16 protein-coding genes are annotated in these 18,258 nt (G+C 69.5%); 1 reads left to right on the top strand and 15 read right to left on the bottom strand.

What is annotated here, in order from left to right:
- Positions 1-11: 11 nt before the first annotated feature.
- The 6 genes from ASE86_RS06515 to argS form a co-directional block, all read right to left on the bottom strand.
- Entirely contained in the window at positions 12-251 is a 240-nt protein-coding gene (locus tag ASE86_RS06515; RefSeq protein ID WP_056423817.1) for a twin-arginine translocase TatA/TatE family subunit, read from the bottom strand.
- A gap of 26 nt (positions 252-277) precedes the next feature.
- Positions 278-853 (bottom strand): SMC-Scp complex subunit ScpB, encoded by a 576-nt coding sequence (scpB, locus tag ASE86_RS06510; RefSeq protein WP_156347046.1) that lies wholly within the window; start codon positions 851-853, stop codon positions 278-280.
- On the bottom strand, positions 850-1,584 hold the full coding sequence (locus ASE86_RS06505) for a segregation and condensation protein A (RefSeq protein ID WP_056423815.1): 735 nt from the start codon (positions 1,582-1,584) through the stop codon (positions 850-852). The genes scpB and ASE86_RS06505 overlap by 4 nt, the downstream gene beginning before the upstream one ends.
- Positions 1,585-1,614: 30 nt before the next feature.
- The gene (gene nagZ, locus ASE86_RS06500; RefSeq protein WP_056423813.1) at positions 1,615-2,619 is read right to left on the bottom strand and encodes a beta-N-acetylhexosaminidase; all 1,005 of its coding nucleotides are present in this window, start codon (positions 2,617-2,619) and stop codon (positions 1,615-1,617) included.
- A 185-nt stretch (positions 2,620-2,804) separates the two neighbouring features.
- Positions 2,805-3,545 (bottom strand): SPOR domain-containing protein, encoded by a 741-nt coding sequence (locus ASE86_RS06495; RefSeq protein ID WP_235524006.1) that lies wholly within the window; start codon positions 3,543-3,545, stop codon positions 2,805-2,807.
- The gene (gene argS / locus ASE86_RS06490) at positions 3,542-5,275 is read right to left on the bottom strand and encodes an arginine--tRNA ligase (RefSeq protein ID WP_056423811.1); all 1,734 of its coding nucleotides are present in this window, start codon (positions 5,273-5,275) and stop codon (positions 3,542-3,544) included. The genes ASE86_RS06495 and argS overlap by 4 nt, the downstream gene beginning before the upstream one ends.
- Positions 5,276-5,456: 181 nt before the next feature.
- Between argS and ASE86_RS06485 the strand changes: the two genes are divergently transcribed.
- Entirely contained in the window at positions 5,457-5,765 is a 309-nt protein-coding gene (locus tag ASE86_RS06485; RefSeq protein WP_156347045.1) for a hypothetical protein, read from the top strand.
- Between the two features lie 133 nt (positions 5,766-5,898).
- Here ASE86_RS06485 and ASE86_RS06480 read toward each other — a convergent pair whose 3' ends face one another.
- From ASE86_RS06480 to murB, 9 genes are all read right to left on the bottom strand, one after another.
- A complete protein-coding gene (locus tag ASE86_RS06480) occupies positions 5,899-7,041 on the bottom strand; it encodes a DUF1501 domain-containing protein (protein ID WP_056423806.1) in 1,143 nt (380 codons plus the stop codon).
- Between the two features lie 4 nt (positions 7,042-7,045).
- Positions 7,046-8,548 (bottom strand): DUF1800 domain-containing protein, encoded by a 1,503-nt coding sequence (locus tag ASE86_RS06475; protein WP_056423805.1) that lies wholly within the window; start codon positions 8,546-8,548, stop codon positions 7,046-7,048.
- A 99-nt stretch (positions 8,549-8,647) separates the two neighbouring features.
- Positions 8,648-9,814: a deoxyguanosinetriphosphate triphosphohydrolase gene (locus ASE86_RS06470; RefSeq protein WP_056423803.1), complete on the bottom strand. Its 1,167-nt coding sequence runs from the start codon at positions 9,812-9,814 to the stop codon at positions 8,648-8,650.
- Positions 9,811-11,754, bottom strand: coding sequence for an SPOR domain-containing protein (locus ASE86_RS06465; protein ID WP_082441719.1), 1,944 nt, complete (start codon positions 11,752-11,754; stop codon positions 9,811-9,813). Before ASE86_RS06465 ends, ASE86_RS06470 begins: the two co-directional genes overlap by 4 nt.
- Before the next feature lie 726 nt (positions 11,755-12,480).
- Positions 12,481-13,974, bottom strand: coding sequence for a cell division protein FtsZ (gene ftsZ, locus ASE86_RS06460; RefSeq protein WP_056423799.1), 1,494 nt, complete (start codon positions 13,972-13,974; stop codon positions 12,481-12,483).
- A gap of 110 nt (positions 13,975-14,084) precedes the next feature.
- Entirely contained in the window at positions 14,085-15,347 is a 1,263-nt protein-coding gene (ftsA, locus tag ASE86_RS06455; RefSeq protein ID WP_056426713.1) for a cell division protein FtsA, read from the bottom strand.
- Positions 15,348-15,371: 24 nt separating this feature from the next.
- The gene (locus ASE86_RS06450; protein WP_082441717.1) at positions 15,372-16,268 is read right to left on the bottom strand and encodes a cell division protein FtsQ/DivIB; all 897 of its coding nucleotides are present in this window, start codon (positions 16,266-16,268) and stop codon (positions 15,372-15,374) included.
- Positions 16,265-17,194: a D-alanine--D-alanine ligase gene (locus ASE86_RS06445; RefSeq protein WP_082441715.1), complete on the bottom strand. Its 930-nt coding sequence runs from the start codon at positions 17,192-17,194 to the stop codon at positions 16,265-16,267. Before ASE86_RS06445 ends, ASE86_RS06450 begins: the two co-directional genes overlap by 4 nt.
- A gap of 139 nt (positions 17,195-17,333) precedes the next feature.
- Positions 17,334-18,258 (bottom strand): UDP-N-acetylmuramate dehydrogenase (murB, locus tag ASE86_RS06440; RefSeq protein WP_056426710.1); only part of this gene is annotated, 925 nt, incomplete at its 5' end.

Genomic DNA, 18,258 nt, shown 5'->3' with positions numbered 1-18,258 from the left:
GCGGGAACGGATCAGCGGTCTTCGCGGACGCGTTCGACCTCGGGCTTGTAGGCGGGCTCAGCGGCCTTCTGCGCCTCGATCCGGGTCGGCTCCTTGGTCGACGGCGTATCGTCGTCCTCGGCCATGCCCTTCTTGAACTGCTTTATGCCCTTGGCGACGTCGCCCATCATGTTCGAGAACCGGCTGCCGCCGAACAACAGGATAACGATCACGGCGACGACCAGCCAGTGAACCAGACTCATGCTACCCATGATCAACTCCTTAGGTTGATCGTCATCTAGTCGCTGTCGTCGTCCTTTTCCACGGCATTCTCGAAGGCCAGGTCGATGGGGTCGAGCAGGCCGGCCGCGCGCAGGTCGTCCAGCCCCGGCAAGTCGCGGCGGGTGGCGAGGCCGAAGTGGCTGAGAAAGCCTGCCGTCGTCGCATAGGTCAGCGGGCGCCCCGGAACTTCGCGGCGGCCGGCGGGGCGGATCCAGCCTGCCTCCAGCAGCACGTCGAGCGTGCCCTTGGCGACCTGAACCCCGCGGATCGCCTCGATTTCCGCGCGGCTGACGGGTTCGTGATAGGCGATGATCGCCAACGTCTCGATGCCCGCCCGGCTCAGCCGCCGCGTCTCCTCGCGGTCTCGGCGCAGCAGGTGGGCGAGGTCGGCGGCGGTCTGGAAATGCCAGCGGCCGCCGCGCTCGACCAGTTCGATGCCCCGCCCCGCATAGCGCTCGAGAAGCATCGCCAATGCGCCGCCCACGTCCGCCTGCGTACCGACATGGAGGCGGATATCGTGAATGGTCAGCGGAGTCTCGGCGGCGAACAGCACGGCCTCTACCGCCCGCACCAGCGATTCGCCCTGCGTCATGATGCCGCCCGCACGTACAGCGGGGCGAAGGGTGATACTTGGCGCAGCTCCGCCCGCCCCTGCTTGGCGAGTTCGAGCACCGCGACGAAGCTGGAGGCGACCGCCGACTTGCGATAGTCGCCGATAGCGCTCGACGGGACCAAACTCTCGATCGTTGCCCAATCAACCCTCATGCCGATCAACTCGGACACCCGCGCCAGTGCCTCGTCCAGCGTCATGACGTCGCGGTGGGCGACGACATGCATGACCGGGCGCGACCGCGCGCTGATGCGGCCATAGGCGGCGATCAGGTCGTAGATCTCGGCCTCCCAGGTGGCGTGGCGGACGGTGCGCAGCCCTTCGGGCGTGCCGCGCAGGAAGACATCGCGGCCCAGCCGGTCGCGCGCCACCAGCCGCGCGCCTGCCTCGCGCATCGCGTTCAGCCGCTCGAGCCGGCGTTGCAGGCGCAGAGCCATATCCTCGGGGCTTGGCGTTTCTTCCGGATTGCGTGGCAGCAGCAGCGCGGATTTGAGATAGGCGAGCCAGGCCGCCATCACGAGATAATCGGCCGCGACCTCCAGCTTCAGCGACCGGGCCTGGTCGAGGAAGGCGAGATACTGCTCGACCAGCGCCAGGATCGAGATGACCTTGAGGTCGACCTTCTGGTTGCGCGCGAGCGCCAACAGCAGGTCCAGCGGCCCTTCCCACCCGTCGAGGTCTAGCGTCAGCGTATCGGGATCGGCCGCGGTCATCGCAGGCGAGTTAAGCAGGGCGACGTCGCCTCACGCAAGCGCGAGGAACGAGTCCCGCCGCGCGATCGCTTCGGCGAAATCGACGCGGCTGGAGGCCGGTACGCTCGCCATCGCGCGGTCCAGCCGGGCTTGTGCCGCGTCCGAGATATCACCGATCCGCGCGGCGATCTCGACCATCTCGTCCATTCGCGCCCAGCAATCGAGCACGATGTCGCAACCGGCCGCCAGCGCGGCTTCAGCCTTTTCGCCTGCGGTGCCCGACAGCGCCTTCATGTCGATGTCGTCGGTCATCAGCAGCCCGTCGAAGCCGATCCGGCCGCGGATGATCTCGGCGATGACGGTCGGCGACAGTGTTGCGGGCCGGTCGGCGTCCCACGCCTTGAACACGACGTGGCAGGTCATGCCCATGGTTGCGCGGGCGAGCGTCCGGAACGGACGGATATCCTCCTCCAGATCGGCGTCCGAGGCATCGACGACGGGCAGTTCGTAATGGCTGTCAACGCCCGCGCGGCCATGGCCCGGCATGTGCTTGACGACGCCGACGACGCCGGCGGCCGCCAGTCCATCGAGCATCGCACGGCCGAGCGCGGCAACCTGCATCGCATCGCCGCCATACGCGCGGTCGGCGATGGCAGATACCGTGCCGGGGAAGCGGCGGTCGAGCATCGGCGCGCAATCGACGGTGATGCCGACCTCCGCCAGCATCGCGCCCAGCGCCTCGCCGTTGGCGCGCGCCGCCGCGATGGCCGAGGCGGGTGCCGTGTCGTAGAGCGCGTCGAACGCCGGCCCGGCCGGGAACGCCGGCCACTCCGGCGGCTTCATCCGGGCAACCCGGCCACCCTCCTGATCGATCAGGATCGGCAACCGGTCACGACCGGTGATCGAGCGTAATTCCGCTGTCAGTGCAGACAGTTGCGCACGGTCCTGCACATTGCGTCCGAACAGGATGTAACCAACCGGATCGGCATCGCGGAAAAAGGCGCGCTCGTCAGCGGTAAGCGATAGGCCGGACAGGCCGTAGATGACGGGTTTCATGGGCGGGGGCTTTAGCGGGGAAGGCAGGTGGCAGGCAAATCACTTGAGCGCCGCACGCCCTGCACCGTCATCCCCGCGAAGGCGGGGATAAATTCCGGCTGACGTTGATGAGTCTCATGACGTTCAGCGACTATTTATCCCCGCCTGCGCGGGGATGACGGTTGCTAGCGATGCACCCTCCCCCGTCAATTCGGAACGAAGCACGCTTCCCCCGCGACCTTCAGCCGGCCGCAGATGGTGTTGGCGTTACCGTTGCTGCCGGCGTTCACGCGCAGGCGATAGACGGTGCTGCCGCGAACATCGGCTTTCTCGATCGACTTGCCCAGGTTCGCGACATAGGCGAAGCGCTTCGACAGCGCCTCCCACGCCGAATTCGCCGCGGCTTCGGTCGGGAAGGAGCCGAGCTGGACCAGCGCGCCGCCGCCGCCGCCCGCGGTCGCCCTGGGCACCGCCATGTCGGGGGACTGTGCGGTCAGGCGACCGCCGGTGCCTGTCGGTACGGCGGTGACGACGCGGGTGGCGCCTTCGGCCGGCTTGGCCGCGGGCTTGGCGGTGCGGCCCGCGACGGGTGCTTCGGGTACGGCACGGGTATCGATCGCGCCGGTGGCGCTGGCGCCTTCCGACGTGCGGAACACGCTGTCGCCTTGCCCGTCGACAGTCATGCCGCCAGGCGTCTCGGGCTTGACCTTGTAATCGCCGTCCTGCGCGGTGATGAGCTCACCCGATCCGGTCGTTCCGGTGCTGCGGCCATAGCGATTGAACGCCCACACCGCAGTTGCGATCAGCGCGATGGCGATGACCGCGATGGCCACGATGCGCAGCGGCGACGGGCCCTCGCGATAATCGTCGTCCGCGGATTCGAGCCACGGCAGCCGATCGTCCTCGGCAATGACCGGACGACCGCCGCTTTCGCTACCGGTGTTCACGCGCCCATCTCCTCGACCGCCTCGACCCCCATGATCGCCAGCCCGCCACGGATAACCTGACCGACCGCATCGGCCAAGAACAGTCGCGCCGCGGTCGTCGCGACATCGTCGACCAGCAGGAAGCGCCTGGACGGATCGTCGTTACCCTGGTTCCACAGCGCGTGAAATTCGGCGGCCAAGTCATAGAGATAAAAGGCGATACGGTGCGGCTCACGCGCAGCCGCAGCCCCTTCGGCCACGCGTGGAAATTGCGCCATCCGCTTCACCAGCGCCAGTTCTGCCGTATCAAGCCGGGACAGGTCGGCCTGCTCCGGCAGCACGATCCCCGCCTCCTTCGCGCGGCGATGCAGCGAATGGACGCGGGCGTGGGCGTAGTTGACGTAGAAGACCGGATTGTCCTTCGACGCCTCGACCACCTTGGCGAAGTCGAAATCCATCTGCGCGTCGGCCTTGCGGGTCAGCATGGTGAAGCGGACGACGTCCTTGCCGACTTCACGCACGACATCGGCCAGCGTCACGAAATTGCCCGCGCGCTTCGACATCTTGACCGGCTCACCGGCACGCAGCAGGCGGACCATCTGGACGAGCTTCACGTCGAACCGCGTCCGGCCTTCGGTCAGCGCGGCGACGGCGGCCTGGATGCGCTTGACGGTGCCGGCATGGTCGGCACCCCAGATGTCGATGAGTTGGTCGGCGCTCTCGGCCTTTTGGAAGTGATAGGCGAGGTCGGCGCCGAAATAGGTCCAGGTCCCGTCCGACTTCTTAATCGGGCGATCCTGGTCGTCGCCGAACCTCGTCGACCGGAACAGCGGCAGTTCGACCGGCTCCCAGTCCTCGGGCGTCTCGCCCTTGGGTGCCTCGAGCACGCCGTCATAGACCAGGTCGCGCGCGCGCAGCCACGCCTCGGCCGCTTGCGGTTTGCCGGCCGCCTGCAACTCGGCTTCGGAGGCGAACACGTCGTGGTGAATGCCGAGCAGCGCGAGATCGGCCTTGATAAGCTCCATCATCGCATCGACGGTCTTCACGCGGAAGGTCGCGAGCCATTCGCTCTCCGGCGCGCCGACGTAGCGGTCGCTGAATTCGGCGGCGAGGGCCTGGCCGATCGGCACGAGGTAATCGCCCGGATACAGCCCCTCCGGCATCGCACCGATGGCCTCGCCCAGCGCCTCGCGGTAGCGCAGGTGCGCCGAACGGGCGAGCGTCTGCACCTGGCTGCCCGCGTCGTTGATGACATATTCGCGGATGACTGTGTGCCCGACGAAGGCGAGCAGGTTGGCGAGCGCATCGCCTACCACCGCACCGCGGCAATGGCCCATGTGCATCGGCCCGGTCGGATTGGCCGAGACATATTCGACGTTGACGGCGATACCCGCGCCAACGGACGATTTGCCGTAATCGTCGCCTGCGGCAACGATGCCGGCAAGCTCGTCGCGCCACGTGGTGTCGTCGAGTGTCAGGTTGATGAAGCCCGGCCCCGCGACCGCGACGCCCGACACGCCGGGGATCGCACGCAGTTCGCCGATCAGCGCTTCGGCCAGCACGCGCGGATTGGTGCCGGCGGGCTTGGCCAGCACCATCGCGGCATTGGTCGCAAGATCGCCGTGGCTCGGGTCGCGCGGCGGTTCGACGGTGACCGCGCGTCGTTCCAGCCCCGCCGGCAGCGTGCCTGCGGCGACGAGCGCATCGAGGGCGGAATCGAGATGAGCGGCGAAGCGTGAGTAGAGTGTCATAGCGCCCCGGCGCTTAAGGGCGGCGGCGCATCACCGCAAGCGGGACGCCCCGCGCGATTGCAGGAACTGCAACTACGATGGCAATCCTCGCGATTGCCGCCATGTTGCAGTGCAATATGTTGAGCCGGTCAGGAGACGCCGCGAACCACCGCCGGACCCGACGCCAACCCGGAGACCGATAATGTTCAAGCTGCTCAGCCTCATCGCAACCCCCGCCGTTGCCCTTGTTGCCACCGCTAGCATCGCCGGGGAGCCGACTAAGAGCTTCGTGCATGACGGCGTCACCTATCGCTACGAAAGCACGGTGTCGGCCGGTGGCGCGACGGTCCTGACCGGAACCGCCCTGCCGCAGGGCGACGCGTTCCGCCTGGTCGTCCGCAACGGCGTCGTGACCGGTTACGCCGGCACCCGCCCGGTCCGCTTCTCGGTCGCCTCGGCCAAGGGGGCGCTTGCCCGAGGCGCCGCCGACCGCACCGCCAGCGCGGACTGAGCGCCCTCCCTGTCACGTTCGTGCTGAGCCTGTCGAAGCACTGCCTTCTCTTCAGATGCCGCGCAGTCCGCGGCACGAAGAAGGACAGCCCTTCGACAAGCTCAGGGCGAACGGACTTTTGGGGTTACCCGCCCTAGACCAACCCCTCCACCGCCTTTACCGCCCCCGCCTTCGGGAACAGCGCCGCAACCGTGCGCGCCGGATCGATCGCGAAATGCGCCGCCACCGCGCCGGCGATGAAGCCGTCCAGGCTCGTCGTCGGCTTCAGGTCGCGGCCTTCGTAGAGATTGGCCGCCGCCAGCCCCGGCCAGTCGGCCAGTACCCGGCCGCCCTTCACCCCGCCGCCGAACAGCATGGCCGCAGACGCGGTGCCGTGGTCGGTGCCGCCGGTCCCGTTGACCGCGACCGTCCGGCCGAATTCGGTGGCGACCAGCACCATCGTATCCTTCCACGCCGGGCCCATGCCCGTCTTGATCGCGGCGACCATCGCGTCGAGCCCACGGAGCTGCGCGCCGAGCCGCGCCTGCTGGCCGCTGTGCGTGTCCCAGCCGCCCGTTTCGATCATCGCGATCCGCGCGCCGTCGGCGGGCGCGAGCAGCTTGGCCGCAAGCGCACCCGTCGCGGCAGCATTGCGACCATCGTCGGCGCTCAGATCGCCGGTCAGGGTCCGCGTCGCCATCGCCTGTTCCCACAGCCCATGCAGCTGCGCGTCACCCTGATACAGCTGCGTCACCCGCGCCAGCAAGTCGTCGGTCGCATCGGGCAGTGCCGAGGGCGCGTAGGACGCGACCTCAACCGGCCCACGCAGCGCCATCGGCACCGTCGCGGCGATCGCGATGGCGCGATTGTCGCCTTGCGGCAGGACGGTCAGCAGCCGGTTGAGCCACCCATCCTTCACCGCATAGGCCTGAGCCCCGCCCGTCTCGAGCACGTTCTGCCCGTCGAAATGCGAGCGGTCGCGGTAGGGCGAGGCGACGGCGTGGGCGAACAGCGCCTCCTTCGACCGGAACATCGCCGCCGACTGGGTGAGCATCGGATGCAGCCCGAACATCCCGTCGAGCTTCTGATGCTGACCGTCCGCCAGCACGCCGCGCACCGCGGCATAGGCCGGGTCGCCATAGGGCACGAGCGTGCCGAGACCGTCGGCGGCGCCGCGTTGGATGATGAAGACGAAGCGTTTGTCCGTGGGCGCCGCGGCGAAGGCGATGCGGGGCGCAAAGGTCGCCCCCAGCATGGCGAGGCCGGCGGAGGAGACGAAGTGTCGACGCGTGACCATGGGCTTATCTCCGCAGGAAATCGGGGGACACGAGCAGGAGCGCCAGGCCCTGGGGCGGGCTTTCGGCGCGGGCGATGGCCTGCGTCGTCGCGGCACTGGCGCCGCCGGGGAAGAGTTCGGCTGCGCGGGCGCGCGGGTCGATCACCTGGCCCACACGATTGGCGAAGCGCTCGGCGGCCTCGACCCGCCGCAAGACCGCATCGGGCCCGGCCCAACTGGCGGCGACATCGTCCCAGCCGGCAGGCGAGCCCGGCCGCCACACCGGCTGGCCGAGTTGCTGGAGCAGGCCCACCGTCTGCGGCGTGCCGAATTCGGTGATGCCCAGCGCGCGTAGCGCCGAAACCGACCAGTCCCACGGCGTCTTGAACTTCGTCGCCTGCGCGCCCCAGGCCTCGGGCGCGGCGATCAACGCGCGATAGACGGTCGGCAGGTCGCCGTTCGATTGCAGGAACGCGGCCTCCACCCGCGCGACCGCAGCTGGCGGCGGATCGTCGGCAACGAAGTGGCGGACCAGCTTCGTCGCGATGTGCCGGGCGGTGGAGGGGTGGACCGCCAGCATATCGAGCACGGCGGCGGCCTGCGCCACGCCCTCCTGCGGATAGCTCTTGCCCAGGATCGTCCGCGCACCCGGTTCGTGGAGCCGCGGCGCGAACTGGAAGCTGCCGGGTGCGCCGCCCTGCCCGCGACCCGCACCACGGCCCAGCCCGGCGATGGTCCAGCCGGTCATGGCGCGCGCGAATTCGGTCACGTCAGCCTGGGTATAGCCCGTCCGCACGCCCAGCGTGTGGAGCTCCAGGATTTCGCGCGCGAGATTCTCGTTCAGCCCGAACTTGCGCTGCGTCGCCACCGGGCGTTGCGCGGCAAACTGCGCAAACACCGAATTCGGCCCGACCGACTGCGCCTGGTCGAGGAAGGCGAGCATGGCCGGGTGCTGCTCGACCGCGAACAGCATGTCGCGAAAGCTGCCCAGCACGTGCGGGCGGATCGCCTCGAATTCGAACGGCCCGGCCAAGGGCGTCACGCGCATCCCGTCCGCCGATACGGCGAAGTGGTTGGCCCAGAAATGCACCAGCCGCTCGACGAACGGCGCGGGCGCAGTGAGGGCCGCATTCATGCGCAGCCCGATCGATCGCGTGTACAGGCCCTGCCCCTGCCGCCGCAGCGCCTGACGCATCCGCTCCGTCTCGGTCAGCGGCGTGTCGTCGGCCTGCGCCACCTGTCGCGGGCCCGCCGGACGACGGCTGGCGGGCGCCATCGCCGTGTCGGTCATGGACGGGTCAGCGGGCGCCTGCGCACGGCGTTCCTGCCGCACATCCTGCCGGATCGCCTGATATTGCCGGAGATACTCCCCCGCCTGCACCGCGGTCGGTGCGTCGGCCAGAACAGCCGGGCGCGGCTGGTAGCGATCGAACTGCGCGACCAGCCAGCGGCGCGGATCGGCGGGCGGCGCTTCGCCGGGGCGGGCCCCCAGGCCGAAGCGGTTGAGGGCAATGGCGGTATCGGACATCGGCGGCGATCTCCTGCTCTATCGCCAGCCGGCCTACGCCTGCCCTGTCGCAGAACTATGTCAGCCGCGCGGTTCGTCGCAGGTGAGGCTCGGCCGGCGTCAGAATCCCTCCGGCAGGGCGACCGGGCCGGCGATGTCCTGGAAGCGGCGGATGGCGTAACGATCGGTCATGCCGGCGATGAAATCGGCGATGTGGCGGCTGCGCAGAGGCTCGTCGGCGGGCATCCGGTCGCGCCATTCGGGCGGCATCAGCGCAGGATCGGCGCGGTAGGCCGCGAACAACCCGCTCACGACCGTGCGTGCCGCGTCCGCCGCTGCGATCTGGCTGGGGTGGTGATAGAGGTTGGCGTACATGAAGCGCTTCAGCACGCGCTCGTCCTCGCGCATAGCCTCGGAGAAGCGCCCGAGCGTGCGGCCGGCGTTGCGGACATCATCGACCGTCTCGACGCGCGCGTCGGCGACCGCGGCCCGCGTGGTCTCGATCAGATCGTTGACCATCGCGCCGATCTGCGAACGGATCAGTTCGCCGATCAGCCGATCGGCGGGCACGTCGGGGAAGCGCGCCCGCACCGCGTCCCAGCCGCGCGCGACCAGCGGGACGGCAAGCAACTGGTCGAGCGTCAGCAGACCGGCGCGCAGGCCGTCGTCGATGTCGTGGTTGTCGTACGCTATGTCGTCCGCCAGCGCCGCCACCTGCGCCTCCAGCGACGCGTGGCTGGCGAGGTCCAGCGGCATGTCCGCATCGGCCGCAGCCAGCGCCCAGCCGGGTGCGTGGACCGGCCCGTTGTGCTTGGCGAGCCCCTCCAGCGTGTCCCACGTCAGGTTGAGCCCGGGCCACAGGGGATAGGGCGAATCGAGCCGGGTCAGCGCGCGCAGCGTGTGGCCGTTGTGGTCGAAGCCGCCGTGGCCGACCATCGCCGCCTCCAGCGCATCCTCGCCGGCATGGCCGAACGGCGGGTGGCCGATGTCGTGCGCCAGGCACAGCGCCTCGGTCAGATCCTCGTTCAGCCCCAGCGTGCGGGCGATGGTGCGGCCGATCTGCGCGACTTCGATGCTGTGGGTCAGCCGGACGCGGAAATGGTCGCCGTCGGGCGCCAGGAACACCTGCGTCTTGTGCCGCAGCCGGCGGAAGCTGATCGAGTGGATGATGCGGTCGCGATCGCGCTGGAACGCGTCGCGGGGCCCACGGGCCGAGCCGCCGGGTTCGGCGTGAAGCCGTCCCTTCGTCGTGTCCGGGTTGGCCGCCCAGCTGGCGCGTTCGATCACTTCGGCGCGAGCCTGGTGACCTTCTGACCCGCCGGGCTCTGCCACGCGAATGCGGACGTGCCGTCCTTCTTGAGGGAGTTGACGAGGGCCATGGCCTCTTCTTGCGATTTGAACGGCCCCGTCAACAGCCGGTTGGTCGCGCGCAGCGGTGTGGTGTAGGCGCCCTTGCCCTTCAGCGCCCCGGATTTGCCCGCGACGCGCTTCCAGTCCTTGCCCAGGTCATCCTCGTTCGCACCACCGGCGACCTGGACCCACCAGCGCTGCGGCTCGGCCTTGGCGGGGTCGGGCTTCTTGGCTTCGGCGGCTTTCTTTGCGTCTGCCTTTGCGTCTGCGGCCTTTTTCGCGTCCGCGATCCTCTTCGCCTTCGGATCGGATGCGGTCTTGGCGTCGGCCATCGCCTTGGCCTCCGCCTTCTTTTCGGCGGCGGTCTTCTTCGTCGCCTTGGCATCCGGCTCGGCTGCGATCGCCTTCGTCTCCGCGCGGGCGGCACGCACCGGGCGGGCCGCGACGGCTTTGGGCGCCGCGACGTCGAGTTCCGACGCAGGCACGTCGATCTTCTCGATGATCGAGGCGAGCATCTGCGTGTTGCGCCGGGCGACCTCGGGCGTGCGGGCAAGGGGGCGCGCCGCGGTGGCCGGCGTCGGCGTCGAAACGGGCGTCGACGCGACCTGCCGTGCCGGCAGGGTCACGACCTCGACCGGGACGGCGGCCGGCTGCGGCGCAGGGGTCGGCATCGCCGCTGCCGGGGTGGGCGTCGATGCCACGACCGGGTTCGGTGTCGGCGTGGCCACAAACGGCGCGGCGGCTCGGACGACGTTGGGGGCCGGCGCCGCGGTCAGGCTGGACGGCACCGGAATGGGCGTGCCCATCGCGACGCGCCCGGGCGCGATCCCGGTCGAGACCGTCGCAACGGCGGATGGCGCTGGCGTCGCCACGGCGGATGGCGCTGGCGTCACCGCTGCCACCACCGGTGCCGCCGCTTCCCGGACGAGCGACACCGGCGGCGCTATTTCGGTCGAGAAGATGCGGGTCGGCGTGCGCGACGCCATGCGGGTCGGCGCGGGCGTGCTCACGCGCGGCGTCGCCGCGGCAAAGGTCGCCGGCGGGGTCTGGGTGATCGGCGGGCGCACCGCCTGACTCGCGACCTGCGGTGCGACCTGCGCATAGGGCGTCGGCGCAAGGCGCGCGTCGGCGACCCGCGTCGGGCTGGGCGACAACTGGCCGAAATGCACGGCAAAGGCCCGGTCGGTCACCGGCAGCGTCTCCAGCCGCGCCAGGAACGGCGACAGCGCCGCGCCGCCCGCCATCATGCCCGCTGCGATCTGCCGTGCCTGCGCCTGGTCGCCGGTCATCGCCAGCACGAACGCCCATGCCCGCCATGCCGCACGATCGTTGCGGCGCAGCAGCGGATCGAGCAGCGCCAGCGCCGCGTCGCGCTGGCCGGCTATACCGAGCGACAGGCCCAGCCGGCGCGTCGTCTCGTCATCCGGCGCCAGCGCCAGCGCGCGGCGATACTCGCGCTGTGCCAGGGCGCTCTGCCCGGTGAGGTCGTACGCCAGCCCGCGCTGCGGCAGATAGGGGTCCATCGCGACCCCGCGCCGCTCGGCCTGATCGTACAGGCGCAGCGCCTCCACCGGGCGCTCCATCGCGACAAGCACCGACGCCCGCGCCGCCAGCAACCGCGGGGTGTTAGCATCGACGGCCTGCGCGCGCGCGAGGAACGCCAGCGCCGCCGAGGTATCGGCCAGCCGGACGCTGAGTTCGCTCGCCTGAAGCAGCGCGGACACGTCGCGCGGGTTTTGCGCCAGCACGCGCATCTGCGTCGCCAGCGCATCCGCGGTCGGCGTCGGCGCAGGCATCATATGCTGGGCAAAGCCGGTCGCCGGAACCACCAACAACGCGATCGCAGCGACGCCGGAAAGGAAAGGTCGGAGTGTCATCGCGGATCATACCTGGGCGCGGTCGCGCCTGAACCTGCGCTGTCCTGTCGGCGGGTTCGCGTCGAACCGGCTGAAAACGGGGACGGAATCGACCGGTCGGGCTGGTGTCGGGCGCGCATCGTGATCGCTGCCTAGCAGGTCGGGCACACGACGGGGAGTCGGGACGGCCGCGGCTTCGTCGACGAAATGTGTCGGGACGGCGCGGGTTTTGGACCGAGGCCGACAATCCTACCCGCCCGCGGGGAGGAGACGGGCATGGAACCCCATCCCCGGCACCCCGCACAATCCTCCCCGCCTTGCGGGGAGCGGGACGACGAGACCCTGAGCGGACCCAAGGTGTATTCCAATCCTCCCCGCCTGCGGGGAGGGGGACCAGCCGCAGGCTGGTGGAGGGGCCGGGCCGCGGGGGATGCGTTCGCGGATGGCACAGCTCAAGGCGATGCAGCAGCCCCACGACACGTCCTCCACCGTCTCGCTTGCTGAGAGCTCTATCTGCCGTTGATCGTCGGGATCACGACAGACCCTCCGCCGTCTCGGTCGCGGAGAGCCCCCTCCACCCCGCCGCTGACGCGGCGCGGTCCCCCTCCCCGTGCCGGGGAGGAATTCAGCTTCAGGTGACAACGGAACGTCATGCATCGATCCCCCTCCCCGTGCCCGGGAGGATTGTACGAAAAACGGGCGCCGGTTGCCCGACGCCCGTTATTTCCGGTAACCGGATCGACCGGATTACTGGTTGTTCTGGCGGTGCAGGAAGCGCGGGATGTCGAGCGGGGCCTTGTCGCCTTCCTCTTCCGCCTTCGGACCGCGGCCCGACATGCGTTCGAACAGCGTGCCGCCCATCTTGACGCGCGGGGCGGGCTCGGCCGGGGCCGGCGCTTCGTCGGCCGCGCCGGTCAGCCAGCGACGGCGGATCGACGGTTCGGCCGGCAGATCGCCGTAAGCCTGCGGCTGGGCAGGCGCCTGCGACGGCGGCACGTCCATCATCGCGTCGGAGCCAAGCACCAGCTCGTCATCCTCGTCGCGCGCGGCGACGGCGGCGGGAGACGACACATGGGTCGGCTCGTCATAGCCGCCGGCATCGACCTGCGGCGACACCGGTGCGGTGGTGCCGTAGGTTTCGTCAGGCGTGGGCGCCGGCGCCGGCTGCGCAGCCACCGGTGCGGGGGCAGCGGCAGGTTCCGGGCGACGCGGGGCGTTGAACGAGAACACGCGCGGCGCTTCGGCGACCGGAGCCGGCGGCGCTTCGCCCTCGGCCACCGCCTCGATGCCCGTGGCGACGACCGACACGCGGATCTTGCCTTCCAGGTCCGGGTTGAATGCCGAGCCCCAGATGATGTTGGCGTCAGGATCGACCAGCTCGCGGATGTGGTTGGCAGCTTCGTCGACTTCGAGCAGGCGCATGTCGTCGCCGCCGGTGATCGACACGATGACGCCCTTGGCGCCGCGCATCGACACGCCGTCGAGCAGCGGGTTGGCGATCGCCTTCTGCGCCGCTTCGATCGCGCGGGCGTCGCCCGAGCTTTCGCCCGTGCCCATCATCGCCTTGCCCATTTCCTGCATGACGGAGCGGACGTCGGCGAAGTCGAGGTTGATGAGGCCCGGCATGACCATCAGGTCGGTGATGCCGCGCACGCCCTGCTGCAACACTTCGTCGGCCAGCTCGAACGCTTCCTTGAAGGTCGTGTTGGCGTTGGCGATCAGGAACAGGTTCTGGTTCGGGATGACGATCAGCGTGTCGACGAACTTCTGCAGTTCCTCGATGCCGGCTTCCGCCGACTGCGCGCGGCGCTTGCCTTCGAACGCGAACGGCTTGGTGACGACACCGACGGTCAGGATGCCCATGTCGCGCGCCGCCTTGGCGATGACCGGGGCCGCGCCGGTGCCCGTGCCGCCGCCCATGCCGGCGGCGATGAAGCACATATGCGCGCCCTCGAGGCTCTTCTGGATCTGCTCGATCGTCTCCTCGGCCGCGGCGCGACCGATTTCCGGACGGCTGCCCGCGCCCAACCCTTGCGTGATCTTGGTGCCCAGCTGGATGCGCGTCGGCGCGTCCGACTGCTTCAACGCCTGCGCGTCGGTGTTGGCGACAAGGAACTCGACCCCCTGCACGTCGGCGCGGATCATGTTCGCGATCGCGTTGCCGCCGGCGCCGCCGACGCCGATCACGCTGATGCGCGGCGTCAGTTCATCCACGTCGGGGGGAAGGAATTCGATGCTCATGCCCTGATCTCCCAAGGACCCCAACTACTCCGGGATCCACCTGTTACTGTCTCGTTTTGCACCAACACCCGCTTTCCGACTAGGGAAAAACTGCGGGCTGTCGCAAAAGGTTAATAATTCGCCCGAAATGCCGACATCAGCCGCTGGAGCAGCGCCCCGCCCTTCGGCCGCGACACCATCTGCCCGCCATTCGGCTCGATCGCGCGCAGGTCGATCGGGTTGGATGCGGCGAAGGCGGCAAGGCCGGCCAGCGTCGCGAAGGCGGGGCCGGAATGTGCGTCGGGCAGCGCCGACAGCCCGCGCGGACGCCCGACCCGCACTGCCCGGCCCAGCGCCTGTTGCGCGTAATCGGCGATGCCGCGCAGTTCGGAGCCACCGCCGGTCAGCACGATCTGGCGCCCGACCGGATCGTCGAAGTTCAGCCGCTTCAGCTCCTTCGTCACTTCGGCCATCAGCCGCTCCAGCCGCTGGCGGATGACGGTGTTGAGCTGCGCGCGGGTGATCCGCGTGACTTCCGCCTCGCCCTCGTGGCTGATCGGCGCGACGTCGATCATCTCGTGATGGTCGCGCGGGCTCATGTTCGCCGAGCCGTGGAAGCATTTCATTCGCTCCGCCTGCGCACGCCGCGTGCCGAAGGCCGATGCGATATCGTCGGTGATGTCGGCCGCGCCCATGCCGATCGAGGCGAGGCTGGCCAGCACGCCTTCGCGAAACACACTGACGTTGGTGACGCCCGCACCGATCTCGACCAGCGCCACGCCCAGCTCGCGCTCCTCCTCGCTCAGGCACGACAGCCCGGTCGCGACGGGCGCGGCGATGATCGACTTGACCTCGAGGTGCGCGGATCGGACGCACAGGTCCAGGTTGCGCACCGGCGAGCCGTCGGTCGCGACGACGTGGATATCGACGCCCAGCTTGTCGGCGTGGAGGCCGAGGGGATTGCGCACGCCGTTGCGCCCGTCGAGCGTGTAGCGCATCGGCTGGGCGTGGAGCACCATCCGCCCGCCGGGATCGATCGCGTTGCGTCCGGCGCGCAGCAGGTCGTCGATGTCGGCCTGTTCGACGCGGTGGCCACCCAGATCGACCTCCAGTTTCACGACGTCGCTGACGAGGCCGCCGGCGGAGAAGCTGACCCAGACATCCTCGATGTTGAGACCAGCGATCCGCTCGGCCTGCTCGACCGCCTCGCGCACCGCGGCTTCGGTCGCGTGCATGTCGCTGATGTAGCCGCGCTGGACGCCGCGGCTCTCGCGCTGGCCGGTGCCCAGCACGACCAGTTCGCCGCCGTCGCCCTTCTGCGCAATCAGCGCCGACACCTTCGACGACCCGATGTCGAGCGCGGTGATGAGTTCCTCAGGCCCTGCCTTCGCCATTGCCTTGCCCCCGTGTGGCGCCCCTCAGACGCCGTCCCCCGTTATCGCCTTCGCATTGGTCGCGCCGCCCGGCAAGCGCAACACCATACGCGTCGGATCGCGCAGGTCGAAGCTGAGATAGCCGCGCCCGAGCAGGCGGTCGCGTGCGTCGAGCTGCGCGAATTTCGCCAGCGCCCTGGCCGCGGCGTCCTCCCCTTCGGGCAGCGACAGCTTTTCGCCGCTGGCGAACAGCAGGTCCCAGCGCCGGTCCCCGACCCAGGTCGCCGCCTTCACGACCCGCCTGAACTGCGGGGCGGCGTTCAGCAGCGTCTGGTACTGCGGCTCGCGTTCGTTGGCGCCGTCGCCGATGACCAGCGGCAGTGGCGGCATCGCGTCGGGCGACACCGGCTCCAGCGGCTTGCCGGTCACGTCGATCAGCATCAGCTGGCCGTGGTTCTGCCAGATCGCGACGGGCTCGCGCTCGACGATGTCGATGACCAGCATGTCGGGCAACCGCCGCGACACGCGCGCATCGGCGACCCAGGGGTAGTCGAGCAGGCGGTTGCGCACGCCTTCCAGGTCGATCAGCGGCATCGCCCGACTGCGCTGGTCGAGCGCGACGGCGTAGATCGTCATCCGATCCATGCGGTTGGTGCCGGTGACTTCGATCCGGTCGACCTTCAGGCCCGCACGCCCGACCGTTTCGGCGAGCGCCGTGCCGATCGTGCCGGGAATGCCGAGCCACGCCGCCATGACCAGCAGCACCGCGAGCGCCGCCGCGAACATCGACCAGCCGGTCGCCTTGCGCAGCGTCTGTTCGCTGACCGGGATCGCGGCGACGGCGCGGTCGAGCAGGCCGACCTTCTTCACCGGCTTGCGTCCGCCGCGGCCCGCCGTCTGCGGCCGGCGCTTCAGCGTGCGTTTGGCAGGCGCGCGGCTCATCGCGAACCCAGCGCTTCATCGACGATCCACTGGACCAGTTGTGGATAGCTGATCCCGCAATGCGCCGCCTGTTCGGGAACCAGGCTGAGCGGGGTCATGCCTGGCTGGGTGTTGACCTCCAGCAGGAACAGCCCGTCCACGCCGCGTTCGTCGTCCCAGCGGAAGTCCGACCGCGACGCGCCCTTGCAGCCGAGCAGGCGGTGCGCGTCGGCAGCGACCCGCTTGCACGCGTCGGTGATCTCGTCCGGGATCTGCGCGGGGAAGACGTGCTCGGTCATTCCGTCGGTGTACTTCGCGTCGAAATCGTACCAGCCCGACTTGGGCCGCAGTTCGGTGACACCGAGTGCCCGGTCGCCCAGCACCGCGGTCGTCAGCTCGCGCCCGCGGATATAGGGTTCGGCGAGCAGCTCCGCGAAGTCCTGCCACGGGCCGGCAACATCGCGCCCGATCGGTGATCCGTAGTTGCCGTCATCGGTGACGATCGCGACGCCCAGCGACGATCCTTCGTTCACCGGCTTCACGACATACGGCCGCGGCAGCGGATCGCCGTCGAACAGCTCGGCGGACTTGACCATCCGCCCGCCGGGCATCGGGATGCCGTGGGGAACGAGCTGGTTCTTGGTCAGCACCTTGTCGACTGCAATGACCGACGTGGCGAGCCCGCTGTGGGTGTACGGGATGCCCATCAGGTCGAGCATCCCCTGCACGGTGCCGTCCTCGCCCGGCGCACCGTGAAGCGCATTGAAGACGAGGTCGGGCTTCGCCTCGGCGAGGCGCGCGGCGACGTTGCGGTCCATGTCGATGCGCGTGACGCGGTGGCCAAGCGATTCCAGCGCATCGGCAACGCCCGCGCCGGACATGAGCGACACGGGACGCTCGCCGGACCAGCCGCCCATCAGAACGACGATGTGGAGAGGGGAGGTCACAGACAATCCTCCCCTGCAAGGGGAGGTGTCATCGTGCAGCGATGACGGAGGGGTGTCACGCAATCGAGGGCGCGACACCCCTCCGTCTGGCCTTCGGCCAGCCACCTCCCCTTGCAGGGGAGGATCGCAATCGGCCGCCTCACGTCGCCACCCCCACCCGCTGGATTTCCCATTCGAGCTCCACCCCGCTCGCCGCCTTCACCCGTGCCCGCACGTCTTCGCCCAGTCCTTCGATATCCGCGCTCGTCGCGGCGCCTGTGTTCAGCAGGAAATTGGTATGCTTCTCGCTGACCTGCGCGCCGCCGCGGGTCAGTCCGCGACAGCCCGCCGCGTCGACCAGCGCCCAGGCCTTGTGGCCGTCAGGGTTCTTGAAGGTCGATCCGCCGGTCTTGCTGCGCAGCGGCTGCGACGCTTCGCGCGCGGCGGCGATACGGTCCATCTCCGCCTGGATCGCGGCCGACTCACCCGCCTGGCCGCGAAAGGTCGCACCGACGACGATCGCGCCTTCGGGCAGCGTCGAGTGGCGATAGGTGTAGCCGAGGTCCTCGAGACCAAGCGTGCGCCGCTCGCCCGAGCGCAGGACGACGTCGACGGAGACCAGCACATCGGCGGTTTCCCTGCCGTACGCTCCGCCGTTCATCCGCACGAAACCGCCGACCGTGCCGGGAATCGAGCGGAGGAACTCGACGCCGGCGATGCCGGCATCGCGCGCGGTCGAGGACACGAGGATACCGCTTGCCCCGCCGCCGCAGGTGAGCGTCAGGCCATCCGCTGAAACCCTGGCGAAGGGCTTGCCGAGCCGGACGACGACACCGGGCACGCCGCCGTCACGGACGATCAGGTTGGAGCCGAGGCCGAGCGCCATGACTGGCACCGCTGCGTCCAGCGCTGCCAGAAAGGCGCTCAGATCATCGATATCCGCGGGCTCGAACAGCCACTGCGCCGTGCCGCCGGACTTGAACCAGACGAGCGGTGCGAGGGGGGCGTTCGGGGTAAGCTTGCCGCGGACATGTAAATCCTCCCCGGCACGGGGAGGGGGACCAGCCGCAGGCTGGTGGAGGGGG

Origin of the sequence: Sphingomonas sp. Leaf33 (assembly GCF_001421785.1) — a bacterium.
Lineage (GTDB): Bacteria > Pseudomonadota > Alphaproteobacteria > Sphingomonadales > Sphingomonadaceae > Sphingomonas.
This window is presented reverse-complemented; position numbering and strand designations above follow the sequence as displayed.